11 protein-coding genes are annotated in these 15,594 nt (G+C 66.3%); 7 read left to right on the top strand and 4 right to left on the bottom strand.

The annotated features are described in order from the left end of the window. Nucleotides 1-14: 14 nt before the first annotated feature. From phaZ to AWB77_RS09495, 5 genes are all read left to right on the top strand, one after another. Nucleotides 15-830 (top strand): poly(3-hydroxyalkanoate) depolymerase, encoded by an 816-nt coding sequence (gene phaZ / locus AWB77_RS09515; RefSeq protein ID WP_061134184.1) that lies wholly within the window; start codon nucleotides 15-17, stop codon nucleotides 828-830. A gap of 172 nt (nucleotides 831-1,002) precedes the next feature. After that, nucleotides 1,003-2,181, top strand: coding sequence for a porin (locus tag AWB77_RS09510; protein ID WP_061134183.1), 1,179 nt, complete (start codon nucleotides 1,003-1,005; stop codon nucleotides 2,179-2,181). Between the two features lie 42 nt (nucleotides 2,182-2,223). Further along, nucleotides 2,224-2,616 (top strand): hypothetical protein, encoded by a 393-nt coding sequence (locus tag AWB77_RS09505; protein ID WP_061134182.1) that lies wholly within the window; start codon nucleotides 2,224-2,226, stop codon nucleotides 2,614-2,616. A 19-nt stretch (nucleotides 2,617-2,635) separates the two neighbouring features. Beyond that, on the top strand, nucleotides 2,636-5,947 hold the full coding sequence (locus tag AWB77_RS09500) for an adenylate/guanylate cyclase domain-containing protein (protein ID WP_061134181.1): 3,312 nt from the start codon (nucleotides 2,636-2,638) through the stop codon (nucleotides 5,945-5,947). 11 nt (nucleotides 5,948-5,958) lie between these two features. Then, nucleotides 5,959-6,360 carry a hypothetical protein gene (locus tag AWB77_RS09495; protein ID WP_061134440.1) on the top strand — a complete coding sequence of 134 codons (402 nt, stop codon included), beginning with the start codon at nucleotides 5,959-5,961 and terminating at the stop codon, nucleotides 6,358-6,360. Between the two features lie 24 nt (nucleotides 6,361-6,384). Here AWB77_RS09495 and AWB77_RS09490 read toward each other — a convergent pair whose 3' ends face one another. Beyond that, nucleotides 6,385-7,161: a DeoR/GlpR family DNA-binding transcription regulator gene (locus AWB77_RS09490; RefSeq protein WP_061134439.1), complete on the bottom strand. Its 777-nt coding sequence runs from the start codon at nucleotides 7,159-7,161 to the stop codon at nucleotides 6,385-6,387. A gap of 223 nt (nucleotides 7,162-7,384) precedes the next feature. On the opposite strand from AWB77_RS09490, the gene glpK reads away from it, so the two are divergent. Next, nucleotides 7,385-8,911: a glycerol kinase GlpK gene (gene glpK / locus AWB77_RS09485; RefSeq protein ID WP_061134438.1), complete on the top strand. Its 1,527-nt coding sequence runs from the start codon at nucleotides 7,385-7,387 to the stop codon at nucleotides 8,909-8,911. 1 nt (nucleotide 8,912) lies between these two features. Continuing rightward, nucleotides 8,913-10,475 carry a glycerol-3-phosphate dehydrogenase/oxidase gene (locus AWB77_RS09480; protein WP_061134180.1) on the top strand — a complete coding sequence of 521 codons (1,563 nt, stop codon included), beginning with the start codon at nucleotides 8,913-8,915 and terminating at the stop codon, nucleotides 10,473-10,475. 11 nt (nucleotides 10,476-10,486) lie between these two features. Here AWB77_RS09480 and AWB77_RS09475 read toward each other — a convergent pair whose 3' ends face one another. The 3 genes from AWB77_RS09475 to AWB77_RS09465 are packed head-to-tail and all read right to left on the bottom strand — an operon-like array spanning nucleotide 10,487 to nucleotide 15,425. Further along, a complete protein-coding gene (locus AWB77_RS09475) occupies nucleotides 10,487-11,665 on the bottom strand; it encodes a porin (RefSeq protein ID WP_082852626.1) in 1,179 nt (392 codons plus the stop codon). Nucleotides 11,666-11,695: 30 nt separating this feature from the next. Further along, nucleotides 11,696-14,110, bottom strand: a complete 2,415-nt coding sequence (locus tag AWB77_RS09470; protein ID WP_061134179.1) for a glycoside hydrolase family 31 protein — start codon at nucleotides 14,108-14,110, stop codon at nucleotides 11,696-11,698. Between the two features lie 25 nt (nucleotides 14,111-14,135). Further along, entirely contained in the window at nucleotides 14,136-15,425 is a 1,290-nt protein-coding gene (locus AWB77_RS09465; RefSeq protein WP_061134436.1) for an MFS transporter, read from the bottom strand. Nucleotides 15,426-15,594 lie beyond the last annotated feature (169 nt).

Here is a 15,594-nt window from a genome sequence, read left to right as displayed (position 1 = left end):
ATGGAACGATAACGATGAAGATGACGCGTGCGCCAGAAATACAGACCGTTTCGCTCGATGGCCAACTGCTGCGCGTGGGCATCTGGCGCGGCAGCAATGCATCGCCGCCGCTCGTCGTCTTCAACGGCATCGGCGCGAATCTCGAACTGATACAGCCGTTCGCCGATGCGCTCGGCGACGTCGAGGTCGTCATCTTCGACATTCCCGGCGTCGGCGGTTCGCCCGCACCGCTCGTGCCGTATCGCTTCTCCACGCTCGCCGTGATGACGGACAAGCTGCTCGCGAAGCTCGGCTACGATGGACCCGTGGATGCGCTCGGCGTGTCGTGGGGCGGCGCGCTCGCGCAGCAGTTCGCGCATCTCTATCCGTTCCGTTGCCGCAAGCTCGTGCTCGCCGCGACGTCGCCGGGCGTCATCATGGTGCCGGGACGGCTTTCCGTGTTGTCGAAGCTGATCGGTGCGCGCCGTTATCGCGACCCGGATTATCTGCGCGAAGTCGGCGCGGAGATTTATGGCGGCGCTTACCGGCGCGACCCCGCGCTGCTCGAGGAACACGGCCGTCACATTCGCGCGCCGGGCGGACGCGGCTACATCTATCAACTGTTCGCGACATGGGGATGGAGCAGCCTCTTGTGGCTCGGATCGCTGCGCCAGCCGACGCTCGTCATGCACGGCGACGACGATCCCATCGTGCCGCTCGTCAACGCGCAAATCCTTGCGCGCCGCATTCGTCGCGCGACGCTGCATGTCGTCGAGGACGGTCATCTCTTTCTCATTACGCGTACGCGCGAAATCGGCCCGCTCGTGCGCGGATTTCTGCAGCACGATTAACGCCGCCCTCGATTGCGGGTTGCCGTTTTCCGCCGCGCTCGCATAGAGTGTGTGAAGAACATCGTGCGTTTTCCCGGCGATCCGCGCGGCTACCCGCGCCGCGATCGCCGACGTCCTGTATTCGAAGCGTACCGGGAGATTCCTTTCTCCCTGTCTTGGCTGGAGCAGGCAAATGAAGAAGATGCTTATGAGCAGTGCCACGACGATGATCACGCTGGCGAGCGCGGTCCATGCGCAAAGCAGCATCACGCTCTATGGGCTGATCGATGCCGGTCTGACATACACGAGCAACGAGACCACGGGCACGAGCGGCGGACACAGCAACTGGCAGATGACGAGCGGCGCCGTTCAGGACAGCCGCTGGGGCTTGCGCGGCGCCGAGGATCTGGGCGCGGGTATGAAAGCCGTCTTCGCGCTGGAGAACGGCTTCGACGTAAACAGCGGACAGTACTCGTCGGGCAATCGGATCTTCAATCGTCTGGCGTACGTCGGCGTGTCGAGCCGCGAATACGGCGCGCTCACGCTCGGTCGACAGACCGATGGCATGGTCGATTTCGTCGCGCCGCTGTCGCTGACAGGCACGGAGTTCGGCGGTACGCATTTCGCGCATCCGTTCGACATCGACAATCTGAACGATTCGTTCCAGATCAATAACGCCGTGAAGTACATGAGCCCGGAATTCGCCGGCTTCCGGTTCGGCGCGATGTACGGTTTCTCCAATCAGGCAGGCGGCTTTACGAATAACCGTGCGTACAGCTTCGGTGTGTCGTATGCGAACGGGCCGTGGAATGTCGGTTTCGGCTATCTCCAGCTCAACAGTTCCGCGCGCACGCCCGCCCAGTTGAACCCGAACGGCGCGGTCACCGATACGACCGCGTCGTCGCTGCAAGGCGTGCTCTCGACGAGCGCGGTGCCGGTCGGCGTGCTGGCCGACAGTCAGAAGACGCTCGGCGTTGGCGTGAACTATGCGTTCGGCCCGGCCGTGGCGGGCTTCGTGTATTCGCAGAGCAAGCTCACGCGATTCTTTCAGACGAACCTGAGCGCGAATTTTCAGAACTTCGAAGGAAATATTCGCTACGCGCTGACACCGGCGCTCGAGCTCTCGGGCGCTTACACCTATTCCCGCGCGGGCGGAAACGGCGGCGGCGGCGTTCCGCACTGGAACCAGGTGAGCGCGATGGCCGACTACCGATTCTCGCGCCGCACCGATGTCTATGTTCAGGGCGCGTGGCAGCGCGTGAGCCCGAGCGGCACGTCGCCGCTCGGCGTGGCGTGGATCAACGGCGTGAGCAATCCGTCGTCCACGGCGACGCAGCTCCAGGCGACAGCCGGAATAAGACATCGCTTCTGATCTCGCGTGCTGTCGAACTGGATGTATGACCGGAGGATTTCCATGCGCGTCGTCTTCTCAGTGCCTGTTTTTGCCGCATGTTTTCTCGTCGCCGGATGCAATACGCCGCCTGTGCCCGCCGGCAAGCCCGTCGATATCCCCACCGCGTTGCAGAACGTGCTGGATGGTCTCTGCGACTTCAAGAAGGCTCAGGCGGCCGGCAAGCAGGATTACGGCGTGACGATCGATTCGGTGACCGTGGAGCTGGATCTGACCGTCGATGGCGCGCAGAATCCGCCGGTCGCCGTGGCGCCGGACATCAAGTTCATCCCGACGGTCAGCTATGGCCACATCATCACCGCGACCACGGGGAGCCGGCTGCTCGTCTCGCTGAAAAACGTCGATGGCGCGCATGGCGCCGGCATGAAGTGCGGCTCGCCGGAGCCCGCGAAATAGGCAATCGAGGAAAGCGATCGTGGACGTCGCCGCGTGGCTGCGCAGCCTCGGATTGGAACGATACGAGCAGACGTTTCGCGAAAACGCCATCGACGGCGAGGTACTCCGCAAACTCACCGCCGACGATCTCAAGGATCTCGGCGTCACGCCGGTCGGACATCGGCGCACGCTGCTCGATGCGCTCGCCGGATTGCGCGCGCACGGCGAAGCCGGAGCCGAGCCTGAAGCCGGGAAAGCGCCCGCGCGTCTGGGCGAGGCGCAAGGCGAGCGTCGCCAGGTCGCCGTGCTCTTCGCCGATCTGTGCGGCTTCACCGACCTGAGCCGGCGGATCGATCCGGAAGACGTTCACGCGTTGCTGGAGCAGTATTTCGATCACGTCGATCGCATCGTCTCGCAGCATGGCGGTCGCGTCGACAAACACGTGGGCGATTCCGTCATGGCGGTGTTCGGCGCGCCGGTCTCGCACGGCAACGACATCGAGCGCGCGGTGCGGGCGGCGCTTGCCATCGGCGAGGCGATGCCCGGCCTGTCGCAGCGCGTCGCGCGTCCGGTTCGCGCGCATATCGGCATTGCGGGCGGCGTGGTCGTCGCGAGCGGCACCGGCAGCGCCACGCATCGCGAATACACCGTCACCGGCGAGACGGTCAACCTCGCGTCGCGTCTCACCGGCGCGGCCGGGCAGGGCGAAATCCTGATATCCGATGCCGTGCGGCAGTGTCTCGCCGACCGTCTCGACTGCGCCGAACGCGGCGCGCTCAGCGTGAAGGGCTTCGCGGAACCGGTGAGCGCGTGGCGCGTGACCGGTCTGCGGCGTTCGACGCGCGACCGCCCGTTCGTCGGACGATGCGACGAGCTGGCGCAATTCCGCGCGATCCTCCGATCATGCCGCGCGACCCGCGCCGGATGCGCGCTTCTGCTCTGCGGCGAAGCGGGCATCGGCAAGACGCGCCTGCTCGAAGAGTTCGAACGCGAAGCGCGCGACGCGGGATTCGCCTGTCATAGCGGCCTCGTGCTCGACTTCGGCGCGGCGGCTGGCCGGGGCGCGATTCAATCGCTCGTGCGCGGCCTTCTGGCGCTCGACGAACCGGCGCACGCGGATGCGCTCGCCAGCGCCGCCGCCGATGGCCTGATCGATGCCAACGACGCGCTCTTTCTCGACGATCTGCTCGATATTCCGATGCCGCCCGCCGACCGCACGATCTACGAAGCGATGGATAACGCGATGCGCATTCGCGGCCGGCGCGACGCCGTGATCGGGCTCGTGCGGCGCGCGAGCGTGCGGCAGCCGCGCGTGCTGTCCGTCGAGGACATTCACTGGTCGGACGCAGCGACGCTGCGCGATCTCGCGGCGCTCTCCGCAACGGCGTCGGCGTGTCCCGCCGTGCTGGTGATGACGGCGCGGCCGCTCGCCGATGCGTTCGACGAAACGTGGCGCGCGGCCCAAGGCGCGCCGTGTTCGCCCGTCGATCTCGGTCCGCTGAGCGATGGCGAGGCGCAAGTCATGGCCGCATCGTTTCCGCATGCGCAGGCGCAACTGGCGGGGCGCTGCATCGCGCGGGCGGCGGGCAACCCGCTGTTTCTGGAACAGTTGCTCAATCATGCCGAAGACGACGCGGAGGAGGCCGTGCCCGGGTCGGTGCGCAGTCTCGTGCAGGCACGCCTCGACCGGCTCGATCCCGCGCACAAGACCGTGTTGCAGGCGGCTTCCGTGCTCGGCCAGCTTGTCGCGAAGGAGGCGCTCGATCATCTCGTCGATGACGGCGCGACAAGCGGCGCAATGGAATCGCTCGTCGCGGGCCGCCTGTTGCGACGCCAGGGCACGGGCTTCCTCTTCCATCACGCGCTGATCCGCGACGCGGTCTACGACGGCCTGCTGAAAAGCCGCCGCCGCGAGTTGCATCGGCGCGCGGCCCAATGGTACGGCGAGCGCGATCCGGTGCTGCGCGCCGAGCATCTGGACCGCGCGGCGGATCGGGACGCGCCGCTCGCCTATCGCGATGCGGCGCGCGCGCAGGCGTCGGCGTATCGGCATGAATCGGCGTTGACGCTCGTCGATCGCGGGCTGGCGCTCGCGGACGCGGGCAGCGAACGCGTCGCGCTCCAATGTCTGCGCGGCAACATCCTGCACGACATGGGCGATATGACATCGGCGCTCGCATCGTTCGAAGCGGCGCTTTGCATCGCGACGACCGACGCCGAGCGATGCCACGCGTGGATCGGGCGCGCGACGGTGAAGCGCGTCATCGACGATCTCGATGGCGCCTGGTCCGATCTCGGTCATGCCGCGAAGGCCGCCGCCGCGCAAGGGCTCGGGCGCGAGGAAGCGCGCATTCACTTCCTGCGCGGCAACCTGTGTTTTCCGCGCGGCGATATCGACGGTTGCGTGCGCGAACACGAACGCAGCCTCGCGCTCGCGCAACGGGCGCGCGATCCGGAACAGGAAGCGGCGGCGCTCGGCGGCCTCGGCGACGCGGCGTACATGCGCGGGCGGATGATCAGCGCGCACGATGCGTTCAGCCGATGCATCGAATTGTGCCGGCGTCATGGCTTCGGGCGCATCGAGGTCGCCAATCTGCCGATGCACGCCATCACGACCTGGTTCACGGGCGAAGCGAGAGCGGGAGTCGATGCCGCGCTCGCGAGCGTCGCCGCCGCGCGCAAGGCGGGCCATCTCAGGGCGCTCGCGGTCGCGCATCACGCCGCGTGGCACTGCCTGCACGATCTCGCGGAATTTGCGCGCGCGTGGGAACATGTCGACGGCGCGCTTCGCTGCGCGCGCGAGCTGAAGTCGCGGCGTTTCGAAGGCGAGGCGCTCGCGTTGCGGGGAGAGCTGCATCGTATCGACGGACGGCGGCGCGAGGCGCTCGACGACATCGAAGAAGCGCTCTCGATCAGCCGCGAAACCGGCATGGCGTATCTGGGCGCGGCATATCTCGGCAACCTCGCGCGCGCGACCGATGACATCGCCGTGTTCGACGAAGCCCTCGCGCAAGGCGAAGCCGTGCTCGCGGCGGGCGCGGTGAGCCACAATCACTTTCTCTTCCGGCGCGATGCGATCGACGCGTGCCTCGACCGCGAACGTTGGGACGAGACTCTGCATCATGCGACGGCGCTGGAGGATTACGCGCGCCGTGAGCCGTCGCCGTTTTCCGCGTTCGCCGTGGCGCGCGGGCGCGCACTCGCCGCGCACGGAAAAGGCGAGCGGAACGCCGTATTGACCGATGAACTACGACGGCTCGAACGCGAAGGCCGGCAACGCGGATTCATTTACGCGCTCGACGCAATCGATCGCGCATTGTCAGGCGCGGCGATTCATCGTCGATGCCGATGAGGACGGCGGTCATGTCGAACGATTGGAAACGCCGGATCAGGCTATTCGTGCAGCGCTTCTGGCAGCCGACGAGCGCGTGCATGACGTGCATGCCGGGAAGCTGGGCCAATGTTGCGAGCGTCGCGCACTGGACGATCGCGTTCAAGACCGGGCTGCTGACGGGACTGCTCGCGGTGCTGCTGACCTTCACGCCCGCCGCGAAGCTGTACGGCAACCGCTACGGCAACGCGGCGATGGTCGGCACGCTGACCATGATCGGCGATACCTACGCGCATACGAGCCATTACCGTCTGCCCTACGTCGAGCACGTGCTGACGGGCGTGGTTTCCGGGCTTCTGGCGCTGCTCGCGTCGTATCTGTTCGAAGACCGCGCGCGCCGCATTCGCGCGGTGTGGACGCGCGTTTTCGGATGACGCCCGCGCGCTTTCCCGCATCGCTCATTGCGCGACGCGAATGGCGATGTCGGCGGCGGCGAGGCTTTCGGCCATCCACTCGGGCGGCGGGGCATCGGTGAAAAGCGCATCGATCTGACTCAGATGCCCGAGCTTCACGAGCGCGGCGCGGCCGAACTTCGAGTGATCCGCGACGAGAAACACCGTGCGCGACTGTTCGATGATCGCCTGCGCCACGCGCACTTCGGCGATGTCGAAGTCGCGCAGCGTGCCGTCTTCCTCGATGCTCGATATGCCGATGATCCCGAAGTCCACCTTGAACATCCGGATGAAGTCGACGGCCTGCTCGCCGACCACGCCCTTGTCGCGCGCGCGCACCTTGCCGCCCGCGACCAGCAGTTCGGCGTCGGATTCGTCCGCGAGAATGTTCGCCACGTTCAGGTTGTTCGTGATGACGCGCAAACCCGTGTGCTGACAGAGCGCGCGGGCGACTTCCTCCGTCGTCGTGCCGAGGTTGATGAAGAGCGTGGCCTGATTGGGAATCTCCGACGCGACGAGCCGCGCGATGCGCCGCTTTTCGTCGAGATACATCTGCTGACGCGCGGTGTAGGCGGTGTTTTCCGAACTCGTCAGCGCGCTCGCGCCGCCGTGATAGCGGCGCAGAAGGTTCTGATCGGCCAGCCAGTTCACGTCGCGGCGGATGGTCTGCGGCGTGACCTGAAATTGCGCGGCGAGATCTTCGATGGTCGCGAAGCCGTCGCGCGCGACGCGGTCGAGCAACGCGCGCTGCCGGCCGTTGAGCGCAGGTTCGGATGTCTTCAAATCGCGCAAAATCGCAAAAAAGTGAAAATTGTCGGATGCAGAAGTGTACGACGAAAACGCGCCGCCGCCGTGCGCGCTGCGACCGATGCTTGCCGAAACAACTTCCCGCGCGCACTGTCCGCCGTCTTCTCCCGATCGTTGCCTCGATGTTAGGATGTGCGAAAACGAATATCCAGATTCGTTTGCGAACATGATCGAAAACAGATTGTCAGGAGTCGGCGGCATGGGCCAGCAACGTTTCATCCTCGCGCTCGACCAGGGAACCACGAGTTCCCGCGCGATGCTCTTCGACCGCTCGGGCCGTATCGCCGCGCGCGCGCAGCGTGAGTTCGCGCAGCATTATCCGCAGCCGGGCTGGGTCGAGCACGATCCGCTCGACATCTGGCAGTCGCAACTCCATGTCGCGCGCGAAGCGATGCAGAACGCCGGCGCGCAGGCGTCGGAGATCGCGGGCATCGGCATCGCGAATCAGCGCGAGACGACGATTCTGTGGGACCGGCGCACGGGCGAGACCATCGGCCGGGCAATCGTATGGCAGGACCGGCGCACCGCCGCGCACTGCGCGCGCCTAATCGAAAGCGGCGCGCAGACGCTGATCGGGCGCAAGACCGGCCTGCGCATCGATCCGTATTTTTCCGCGACGAAGCTCGCGTGGCTGCTCGACAGCGCGCCGGGTCTGCGTGAGCGAGCGCGTCGCGGCGAGCTGGCCTTCGGCACTGTCGATAGCTGGCTCGTGTGGCAACTGAGCGGGCGGCGCGTGCACGTGACGGACGTATCGAACGCCGCGCGCACCGCGCTCTTCGACATTCACGTGTGCGATTGGGACGACGAACTGCTCGCGCTTTTCGATATCCCGCGCGCCGTGCTGCCCGCCGTCGTGCCATCGGGCGGACTCGTCGCCCATACGGACGCCGCGTGGTTCGGCGCGGCGATTCCGGTCACGGGCGTCGTCGGCGATCAGCAGGCGGCGACCTTCGGCCAGGGCTGCGTCGAGCCGGGTCTCGTCAAGAACACGTACGGCACCGGCCTCTTCATGCTGATGAACACGGGGGCGCAGCCGGTGGCGTCGAAACATCGTCTTCTGACGACGATCGGCTGGCAACGCGATAACCATCTCACGTACGCGCTGGAAGGCGCGGTGTTCATGGGTGGGGCGATCGTGCAATGGCTGCGCGACGGTCTCGGCATCATCGAGAACGCGCAGGCGGTCGGCGCGCTGGCGGCGCAATGCGCGTCGAGCGAAGGCGTCGTGCTCGCGCCGGCGTTCGCCGGACTCGGCGCGCCGTACTGGGATCCGTATGCGCGCGGCACGCTGCTCGGCATGACGCGCGGCACGACGCGCGCGCATATCGCGCGGGCGGCGCTCGAAGCCATCGCGTTACAGACGGTCGATGTCCTCGCCGCGATGGAAGCCGACGCGGGCATCGCCGTGAGCGAATTGCGCGCGGACGGCGGCGCGTCGCAGAGCGACTTGCTGATGCAGATTCAGGCCGATCTGCTCGACAGGCCCGTCGTGCGCCCGCATGTCATCGAGACGACCGCGCTGGGCGCCGCACGGCTCGCGGGGCTCGGCTCGGGCTTCTGGTCCGGCGACGACGAGATTGCGTGCGCGACGCCCGCCGCGCGGCGCTTCGAACCCGCGATGTCCGTCGATGCGCGCGAGTCCCACATCGCACGATGGCAGCGCGCGATCGAACGCGCACGCGGCTGGGAAACGCCCGCCGTTGCACCGACCTGCGAGGCGCTCTGACATGCGAACCGTCACGCCTTCGAGCCGCGCATCGCTTTTGCGCGAACTGGACCAGACGCCGCTTTTCGATGTCGTCGTGATCGGCGGCGGCGCGAGCGGACTCGGCACCGCCGTCGATGCGGCATCGCGCGGCTATGGAACCTTGCTGCTGGAGGCGCGCGACTTCGCCAAGGGCACGTCCAGCAAGGCCACCAAGCTCGTGCATGGCGGCGTGCGCTATCTCGCGCAGGGCAACGTGCCGCTCGTGCGCAAGGCGCTGCGCGAGCGCGGCCTGCTCGCCCGCAATGCGCCGCATCTCGTGCAGTCGCTCGGGTTCATCGTTCCGGCCTACCGTTTCGGCGACAAGCTGATCTACGGCGCGGGATTGAAGATGTACGACTGGCTCGCGGGCTCGCTGAACTTCGGCGCGAGCCGAACCCTGAGCCTTGCGCAGACGCGCGAGAAATCGCCGATGCTCGCCGGTTCCCTCGACGGTCACGCGCTGCGCGGCGGCACGCTCTATTGCGACGGACAGTTCGACGATGCACGCCTCGCCGTCGCGCTGATGCGCACGCTGTTCGATCTCGGCGGCATCGCGGTGAACAACGCGGCGGTGTGCGGCGTCGGCTTCGATCGCGCGGCGGGACATCATCGGCTGACGGTGACCGATGCCGAAACCGGCGGCACCTTCACGGTCGGCGCGCGCTGTCTCGTCAACGCGACGGGCGTCTGGGTCGATGCGATCCGCGCGATGGCGGAGCCGGGCGCGCGCCCGATCGTCGCGCCGAGCCAGGGCGTGCATCTGACCTTGCCCGCGCGCTTCCTGCAAAGCAACGACGCGATACTCGTGCCGAAGACGAAGGACGGCCGCGTGCTGTTCATCGTGCCGTGGCACGGCCATGCGATCGTCGGCACGACGGACACGCCGCGTCACGACTTGCCGCTCGATCCGCGCGCGAGCGACGAAGACATCGACTTCATTCTCGCGGCGGCGGGCGATTATCTCTCGGTCAGGCCGACACGCGACGATGTTCTGAGCGTGTGGGCGGGGCTTCGGCCGCTCGTCAAGAGCGACGGCCAGGCGTCGACGGCGGCGCTGTCGCGTGAACATACGATCGAAACGAACGCGGCCGGAATGATTACCGTGACGGGCGGCAAGTGGACGACGTATCGCCTGATGGCGCAGGAAGTCATCGACATGGCTGTCGAGAAGCGCCTGTTGCCGGCGGCGCCGTGCCGGACGGCGTCCTTGCCGCTGCACGGCGCGACGGCGGAGCAGCACGGCAGTTATGGTTCCGATGCCGCGCTGATCGAAAGCCTCCCCGGCGCGCAGAACGTCCTGGTGAAGGCGAGCGGGCTGACCGAGGCGCAGACGCGTTTCGCGGTTCGGGCGGAACTCGCGCGCGGTGTCGAAGACGTGCTGGCGCGGCGCAATCGCGCGCTGTTTCTGGATGCCGCCGCTGCCCGCGACGCCGCGCCGGAAGTGGCGCGGATCGTCGCTGACGAGCTGGGCAAATCGCGGGAATGGGAAGCGGAAGAAGTTGCTCGGTTCGGTGAATTCGCGCGGCGGTGGATGCTCGAATAACGTCGCGTCGATCAGAACGCGTGGCGAATGCCCACCATCGCGACGATCTGCGATGGTCCCGACGCAGGCGACGTATTCTGCGAATCGCCGACGACCGCGACCGCGTTTGCAATCGCCACGCCGCCCGCGCCGCCCGATGCGACGAGCGACTGGCCGCGCGCATGCTGGTACGCCTGCAGCGCATAGAACGTGGTGCGCGCCGACAGGCTATACGTTTCCTCGAGCGATATCTGGTGATACTGCGCCGGATCGGCGATGCCGTTCGCCTTGCTCGCGCGCGTATAGCTGTAGCCTGCCGCGACGTTCACGGCTGGCGTGAAGCGGTACGTGACGATCGCGCCGTAGCTGTTGAACACCGCTTCGTCCGCGAAAAGCGACCGCGCGCCCGGCGTGTACTGCACGTTGGAATAGTTGAGCCCGAGCATCAGATCCTGATACGTGTAACGCGCGGCCGTCGCGATCAACTGTGCGCGCTGCGCGCTCGCGTAGCCGTTGTTCACCGGCGAGTTGATCGCGAAGCTGCCGAGCGCAGGGCTCGTCGCGATGTCCCTCAGCTTCACGTAGCCCGCCGCGATCGACACCGGCTTGTAGTCGTAGCGCAGCGCGGCGCTGAAGTTGCTGCCAGTCGCGATACTGCCCGGCACGCCGCCGAGACCGTATTGCACGCCGAGCGCAAGACCCGCGATGACCGGCGATGCATACGTGACCGCGTTATTGAAGCGCAGGGTGGTGTCGAGCGCATCGACGTCGCCGGGATGCGCGCCAGTCGCGCCGGTTAGCACGCCGGTCGGACCGAGCGCGCCGACCATGCTGAAGTAGGGCGTGTACTGGCGGCCGAGCGTCAGCGTGCCGTAGCGCTCGTTGCTCAAGCCCGCATACGCTTGCCGGTTGAAGATCGTGTTCGCGCTGGCTTGCGCGCCCGTCAGCGAATTGAAGCCGCTTTCGAGACGGAAGACGGCCTTCGTGCCGCCGCCCAGATCTTCCGCGCCGAGGAACCCGAACTTGCTCGCCTGCAAGTTGCCCTGGCTCATGTAGATGTTGGATTGCCCGCGCTGGTTGTTGACATACGCGAATGCGTTGTCAACGACGCCGTATAGCGTGACGCTGCTTTGAGCGGACGCCGTGCCGCAGAAAGCCGCGACCGTTAGCGAGAAAGACGTCAGGATGCCTATGCGATTAATGGACTTCATTGCTTGTTGTTCTTCCGTGAAAGTTGAGGATCAGACCGCGAGACGCAGCGTGATATGACGCCAGCCATCGGCGATGTACTCGCCGATCGATTCGCCCGTCGCGCAGATCACGCGTCGCGTGTCCGATGCAGGCACGCTCACGCGCACGCGGTCCTGCACGCGCGGCATCTGCCCGCGATAGTCGACCGCGATACGCAGGCTTCGCGCATCGCTGCCGATGACGACGCTCCAGCGCCCTTGCATGCCGTCGCGCCAGGCTTCGCTGTCGCCGTCGTCTTCGACGCATTCGCCGCGCGCGATGCCCGCGCCGGCGTAAGGCAACGCGATGAACGCGCGTTCATCGGCGGGGCGCGCGAAGTGCTGTTCGGCGATGTTCAACGCGATCACATGCCCTTCGCGGATCAGCATGACGGGGCGGTCGTGCGGCGCGGGCTGCGTGATCGTCTGGCCGCCGTCGAAGACTTCGCCGCTCCAGTACGACGCCCAGCGCGTGCCCAGAGGCAGCCAGACGCGCCGCTCGCTTTGCCCCGGTTCGACGACAGGCGCAACGAGCAGCGACGCGCCGAGCATCATGTCGTCGCCATCGGCGAGGCAGCGCGGATCGCCGGGAAATTCGGCGAACATCGGACGCAGCACGGGTTCATACGCCCGATGCGATTGCCACAGCAGTTCGTACAGGTACGGGATGAGCCGGTAACGCAGCTTGATGAGTCCGCCGATGACATCCGTCATTTCCGGATACATCCACGGCTCGTTGACGGTGCCGTCGTCGTTCCACGAGTGAATGGAAAAGCGCGGCAGGAAGATGCCGAACGCGACCCAGCGTGCGAGCAGTTCCGGACCGGGCGCCGGACCCGCGAAGCCGCCGATGTCATGCCCGCTGTTCGATACGCCCGACATCGCGAGACCGAGGCCCATCTTCAGATTGAAGCGCAGCGTTTCCCACGACGTGTAGTTGTCGCCGGACCACGTCTGCACGTAGCGATGCATGCCGACGCCGCCCGACCGCGATACGAGAAACGGCCGCATGCCCGGCGCGTGCTCGCGTTGCGCATCGCGCGAGGCGCGCATCATCAGTTGCGTCTGCAGCACTTTGGCCTCATGCGCCGGAAACGGCTCGCCGAAGCCGCGCGCGATCGCGTTCGGGCTCCAGATCTCGAACTCGTTGTTGTCGTTCCACGTCGCGCCGATGCCGTACGCGAGCAGGCTCTCTTTCACGCGCGCCTTCCACCAGTCGATGGTGTGCGGATTCGTGAAGTCGAGATACGCGCCGACTTCGTCCCAGAACTGCACCCACGCCGGATCGCCGTTGCGCGTTTCGATCAGCAGACCCGCGGCGGCGACCGAGTCGAACAGCGGATGATCCTGCAACAGACACGGTTTGATGTTCGGGCAGAGCCGCACGCCTTCGCGCAGATAGCTCGCGACGAAGCCGCCGATATCCGGAAACTTGTCGCGGTTCCAGTTGAACACGTAGCGCTTGCCGCCGATCGACGTATAGCCCGACGACAGATGAAACGAGTCGCACAGGATGTCGTGTTCGCGGCATCGATCGATGAATTCGCTCATGCGCTTCTGCGCGTCGGGAGCGTCGGTGTAGCTCATCGTCGAGCCGGAGTAGCCGAGGCCCCACTTGGGCATCCATGCGGGGCGGCCCGTCAGCCACGTGAAGCGGCGCACCGCGTTGAGCGGGGTATCGGCCGATGCGATGAAGTAGTAGTCGAGATCGCCGTGCTCCGCGATGAAATGCCGGTAGTGCCCGTGATAGTTGTCGAGCTCGCGGCCCATGTCGAAGCGGCAATCGGCGAGCGTGTCGTAGAAGAGACCGAAGCCCGTCGACGTTTCCGGCTGCCACGTCACGTAAAACGGAATGTGCTTGTAGAGCGGATCGGTCGTGCGCGCGTTGTAGCCCATTGCATCGACGTTGCGCATGTCGAAGCTCTGATTCGCGCGATCCAGCGAGCCCGCGCGCTCGCCGAGACCGACCACCATCTCGCCCGCCTTGCGCTCGACGTAGTGATACACGCGCTCGTCCCAGAAGCCGAAGTTGTACGCCTGCGTCCTGCGATCGCGCATGACTTCGTGCCACTGTCCCGCGCGCAGGATGCGCCACGCGCAGAAGCCGCCGTCGAGCGCGACCGTCAGGCGGATCTGCGCAGTCTGCACGACGACATGCCCCGCATCTTCCGACCACGTGAAGCGCGTGGGCGCGAAGCCGCCGAGATCGTAACGGTCGCGTCCTTCGAGCGGCACGTCGTCCAGGCCGGGCGCGATCGCCCACGTGCGCGGGCCGCGCAGTTCGCCATGCGGCAACACCAGCACGCGGATGATGTCGTCGGCGAGCACGAACAATTCGATGCGCGCGCCGTCGTCGGATTTCAGCGTGACGCGATTGTCCGTCCGTTCCGATACCGCGAAACGCGGACGATTCTTCAGGTTGGCCATGATGTTCTCCCGTTTCGATTCGATGTCAGGCGGCGGCACGTTGCGCCGTCGCGGACGGTGTCCCGCTGTCGCTCACGCCGCGCATCAGCACGACGAGCAGCGCCGCGCCGATCAGGTCGAACGCGCCGAGCGCGGCGAAGAGCGGCGCGTAGCCGACGGAGTCCGCGAGCGCGCCCACGACGAGCGAGAAGCCCAGCCCGCCGATCCATGCGGCCATGCCCGCGAAGCCGGCGGCGGTGCCGACTTCGCCCGGCTCGAAGACATCGGCGGCGAGCGTGTTGACGAGCGCGGAGATCATCTGATGCGCGAAACCGCCGACGCAGAACAGCGCGATGGCCTCGTACGGCGACGCGACGAGCCCGATGCACGCCGGCCCGATCATCATGAACGCGCCGAGCACGACGCCCGCGATGCGCGATGCGACGAGCGGCAGGCGCAACCGCTTCATCAGGAACGGCGACAGATAGCCGCCGAACAGCCCGCCGAGATCGGCGGCGAGAAAGGGCAACCACGCGAACATTGCGATGTGCTTGAGGTCCATGTGCCGCTCTGTTGCGAGATAGAGCGGAATCCAGAAGCTGAATGTCTGCCATGCGGGTTCGGCGAAAAAGCGCGCCTGCGCGATCGCCCAGAAGCGGCGCGTGCCGAGCACTTCGCGGATGCGGCGTTTTTCGCCCGTGCGTTGCGCGTGCGGCGTCTGGCCATCGGCGATGGCCTGCTTTTCCTTTTCGCCGATACGCGGATGCTCGCCCGGCGCGCGATACAGCCAGTACCAGAATCCGGCCCACACGAAGCCCATCGCGCCGGTCACGACGAACGCGCTTTGCCAGCCGTAGCGCAGCGATAGAAACACGACGAGCGGCGGCGCGAAGAGCGAGCCGAGCGACGTGCCGGCGTTGAAGTAGCCGACCGCGACCGACTTCTCGCGATTCGGAAACCACTCCGCGACGACCTTCATGCCCGCCGGAATCGCGACGGCCTCCGACAGCCCCATGAGCCCGCGCAGCGCCGCGAGCGACAGCCAGCCGCTGGCGAGCGCGTGGGCCATGCCCGTCGCGGACCAGAGGCACGCGAAGAGCGCGAAGCCGAGCCGCAGCCCGATCACGTCGATGATGAGTCCGCACACCGGCTGCATGATCGTATAGCCGACCTGAAACGCCGCGACGACATACGAATACTGCTGCGTGCTCATGTTCATGAGCGTTTTGAGCTCGGCGGCCATGACCCCGAGCGCGTTGCGCGAAAGATAGTTGACGATGGTGCCGGCGCAGACGAGCGCGATGATCCACCAGCGCAAGCCGATGACTGTTTTCAAGATTGAGTCTCCATTGTTCTTGGCGGGCGGAAGGCGGCTGCGCGCCACGCCCGTTTCCCGGATACCGCGATGATCGAATTCGAAAATCGAGCGCGCGATATCGCCTCCGATCGTACTACTGCGAGCTAAATTTATCGTAATTGCGACAAATAGTTTCGTTTGCTTAGCG

The sequence above is a fragment of the Caballeronia fortuita genome, assembly GCF_001544835.2.
In the GTDB taxonomy this organism is placed as follows: domain Bacteria; phylum Pseudomonadota; class Gammaproteobacteria; order Burkholderiales; family Burkholderiaceae; genus Caballeronia; species Caballeronia fortuita.
Note: the sequence above shows the minus strand (reverse complement) of the source record. Positions and strands in the feature narration are given on the sequence as shown.

Coding starts and splice junctions, on each gene's coding strand:
- phaZ (WP_061134184.1), top strand. CDS start 15: ATGAAGATGACGCGTGCGCCAGAAATACAGACCGTTTCGCTCGATGGC.
- AWB77_RS09510 (WP_061134183.1), top strand. CDS start 1,003: ATGAAGAAGATGCTTATGAGCAGTGCCACGACGATGATCACGCTGGCG.
- AWB77_RS09505 (WP_061134182.1), top strand. CDS start 2,224: ATGCGCGTCGTCTTCTCAGTGCCTGTTTTTGCCGCATGTTTTCTCGTC.
- AWB77_RS09495 (WP_061134440.1), top strand. CDS start 5,959: ATGTCGAACGATTGGAAACGCCGGATCAGGCTATTCGTGCAGCGCTTC.
- glpK (WP_061134438.1), top strand. CDS start 7,385: ATGGGCCAGCAACGTTTCATCCTCGCGCTCGACCAGGGAACCACGAGT.
- AWB77_RS09480 (WP_061134180.1), top strand. CDS start 8,913: ATGCGAACCGTCACGCCTTCGAGCCGCGCATCGCTTTTGCGCGAACTG.
- AWB77_RS09475 (WP_082852626.1), bottom strand. CDS start 11,665: ATGAAGTCCATTAATCGCATAGGCATCCTGACGTCTTTCTCGCTAACG.
- AWB77_RS09470 (WP_061134179.1), bottom strand. CDS start 14,110: ATGGCCAACCTGAAGAATCGTCCGCGTTTCGCGGTATCGGAACGGACG.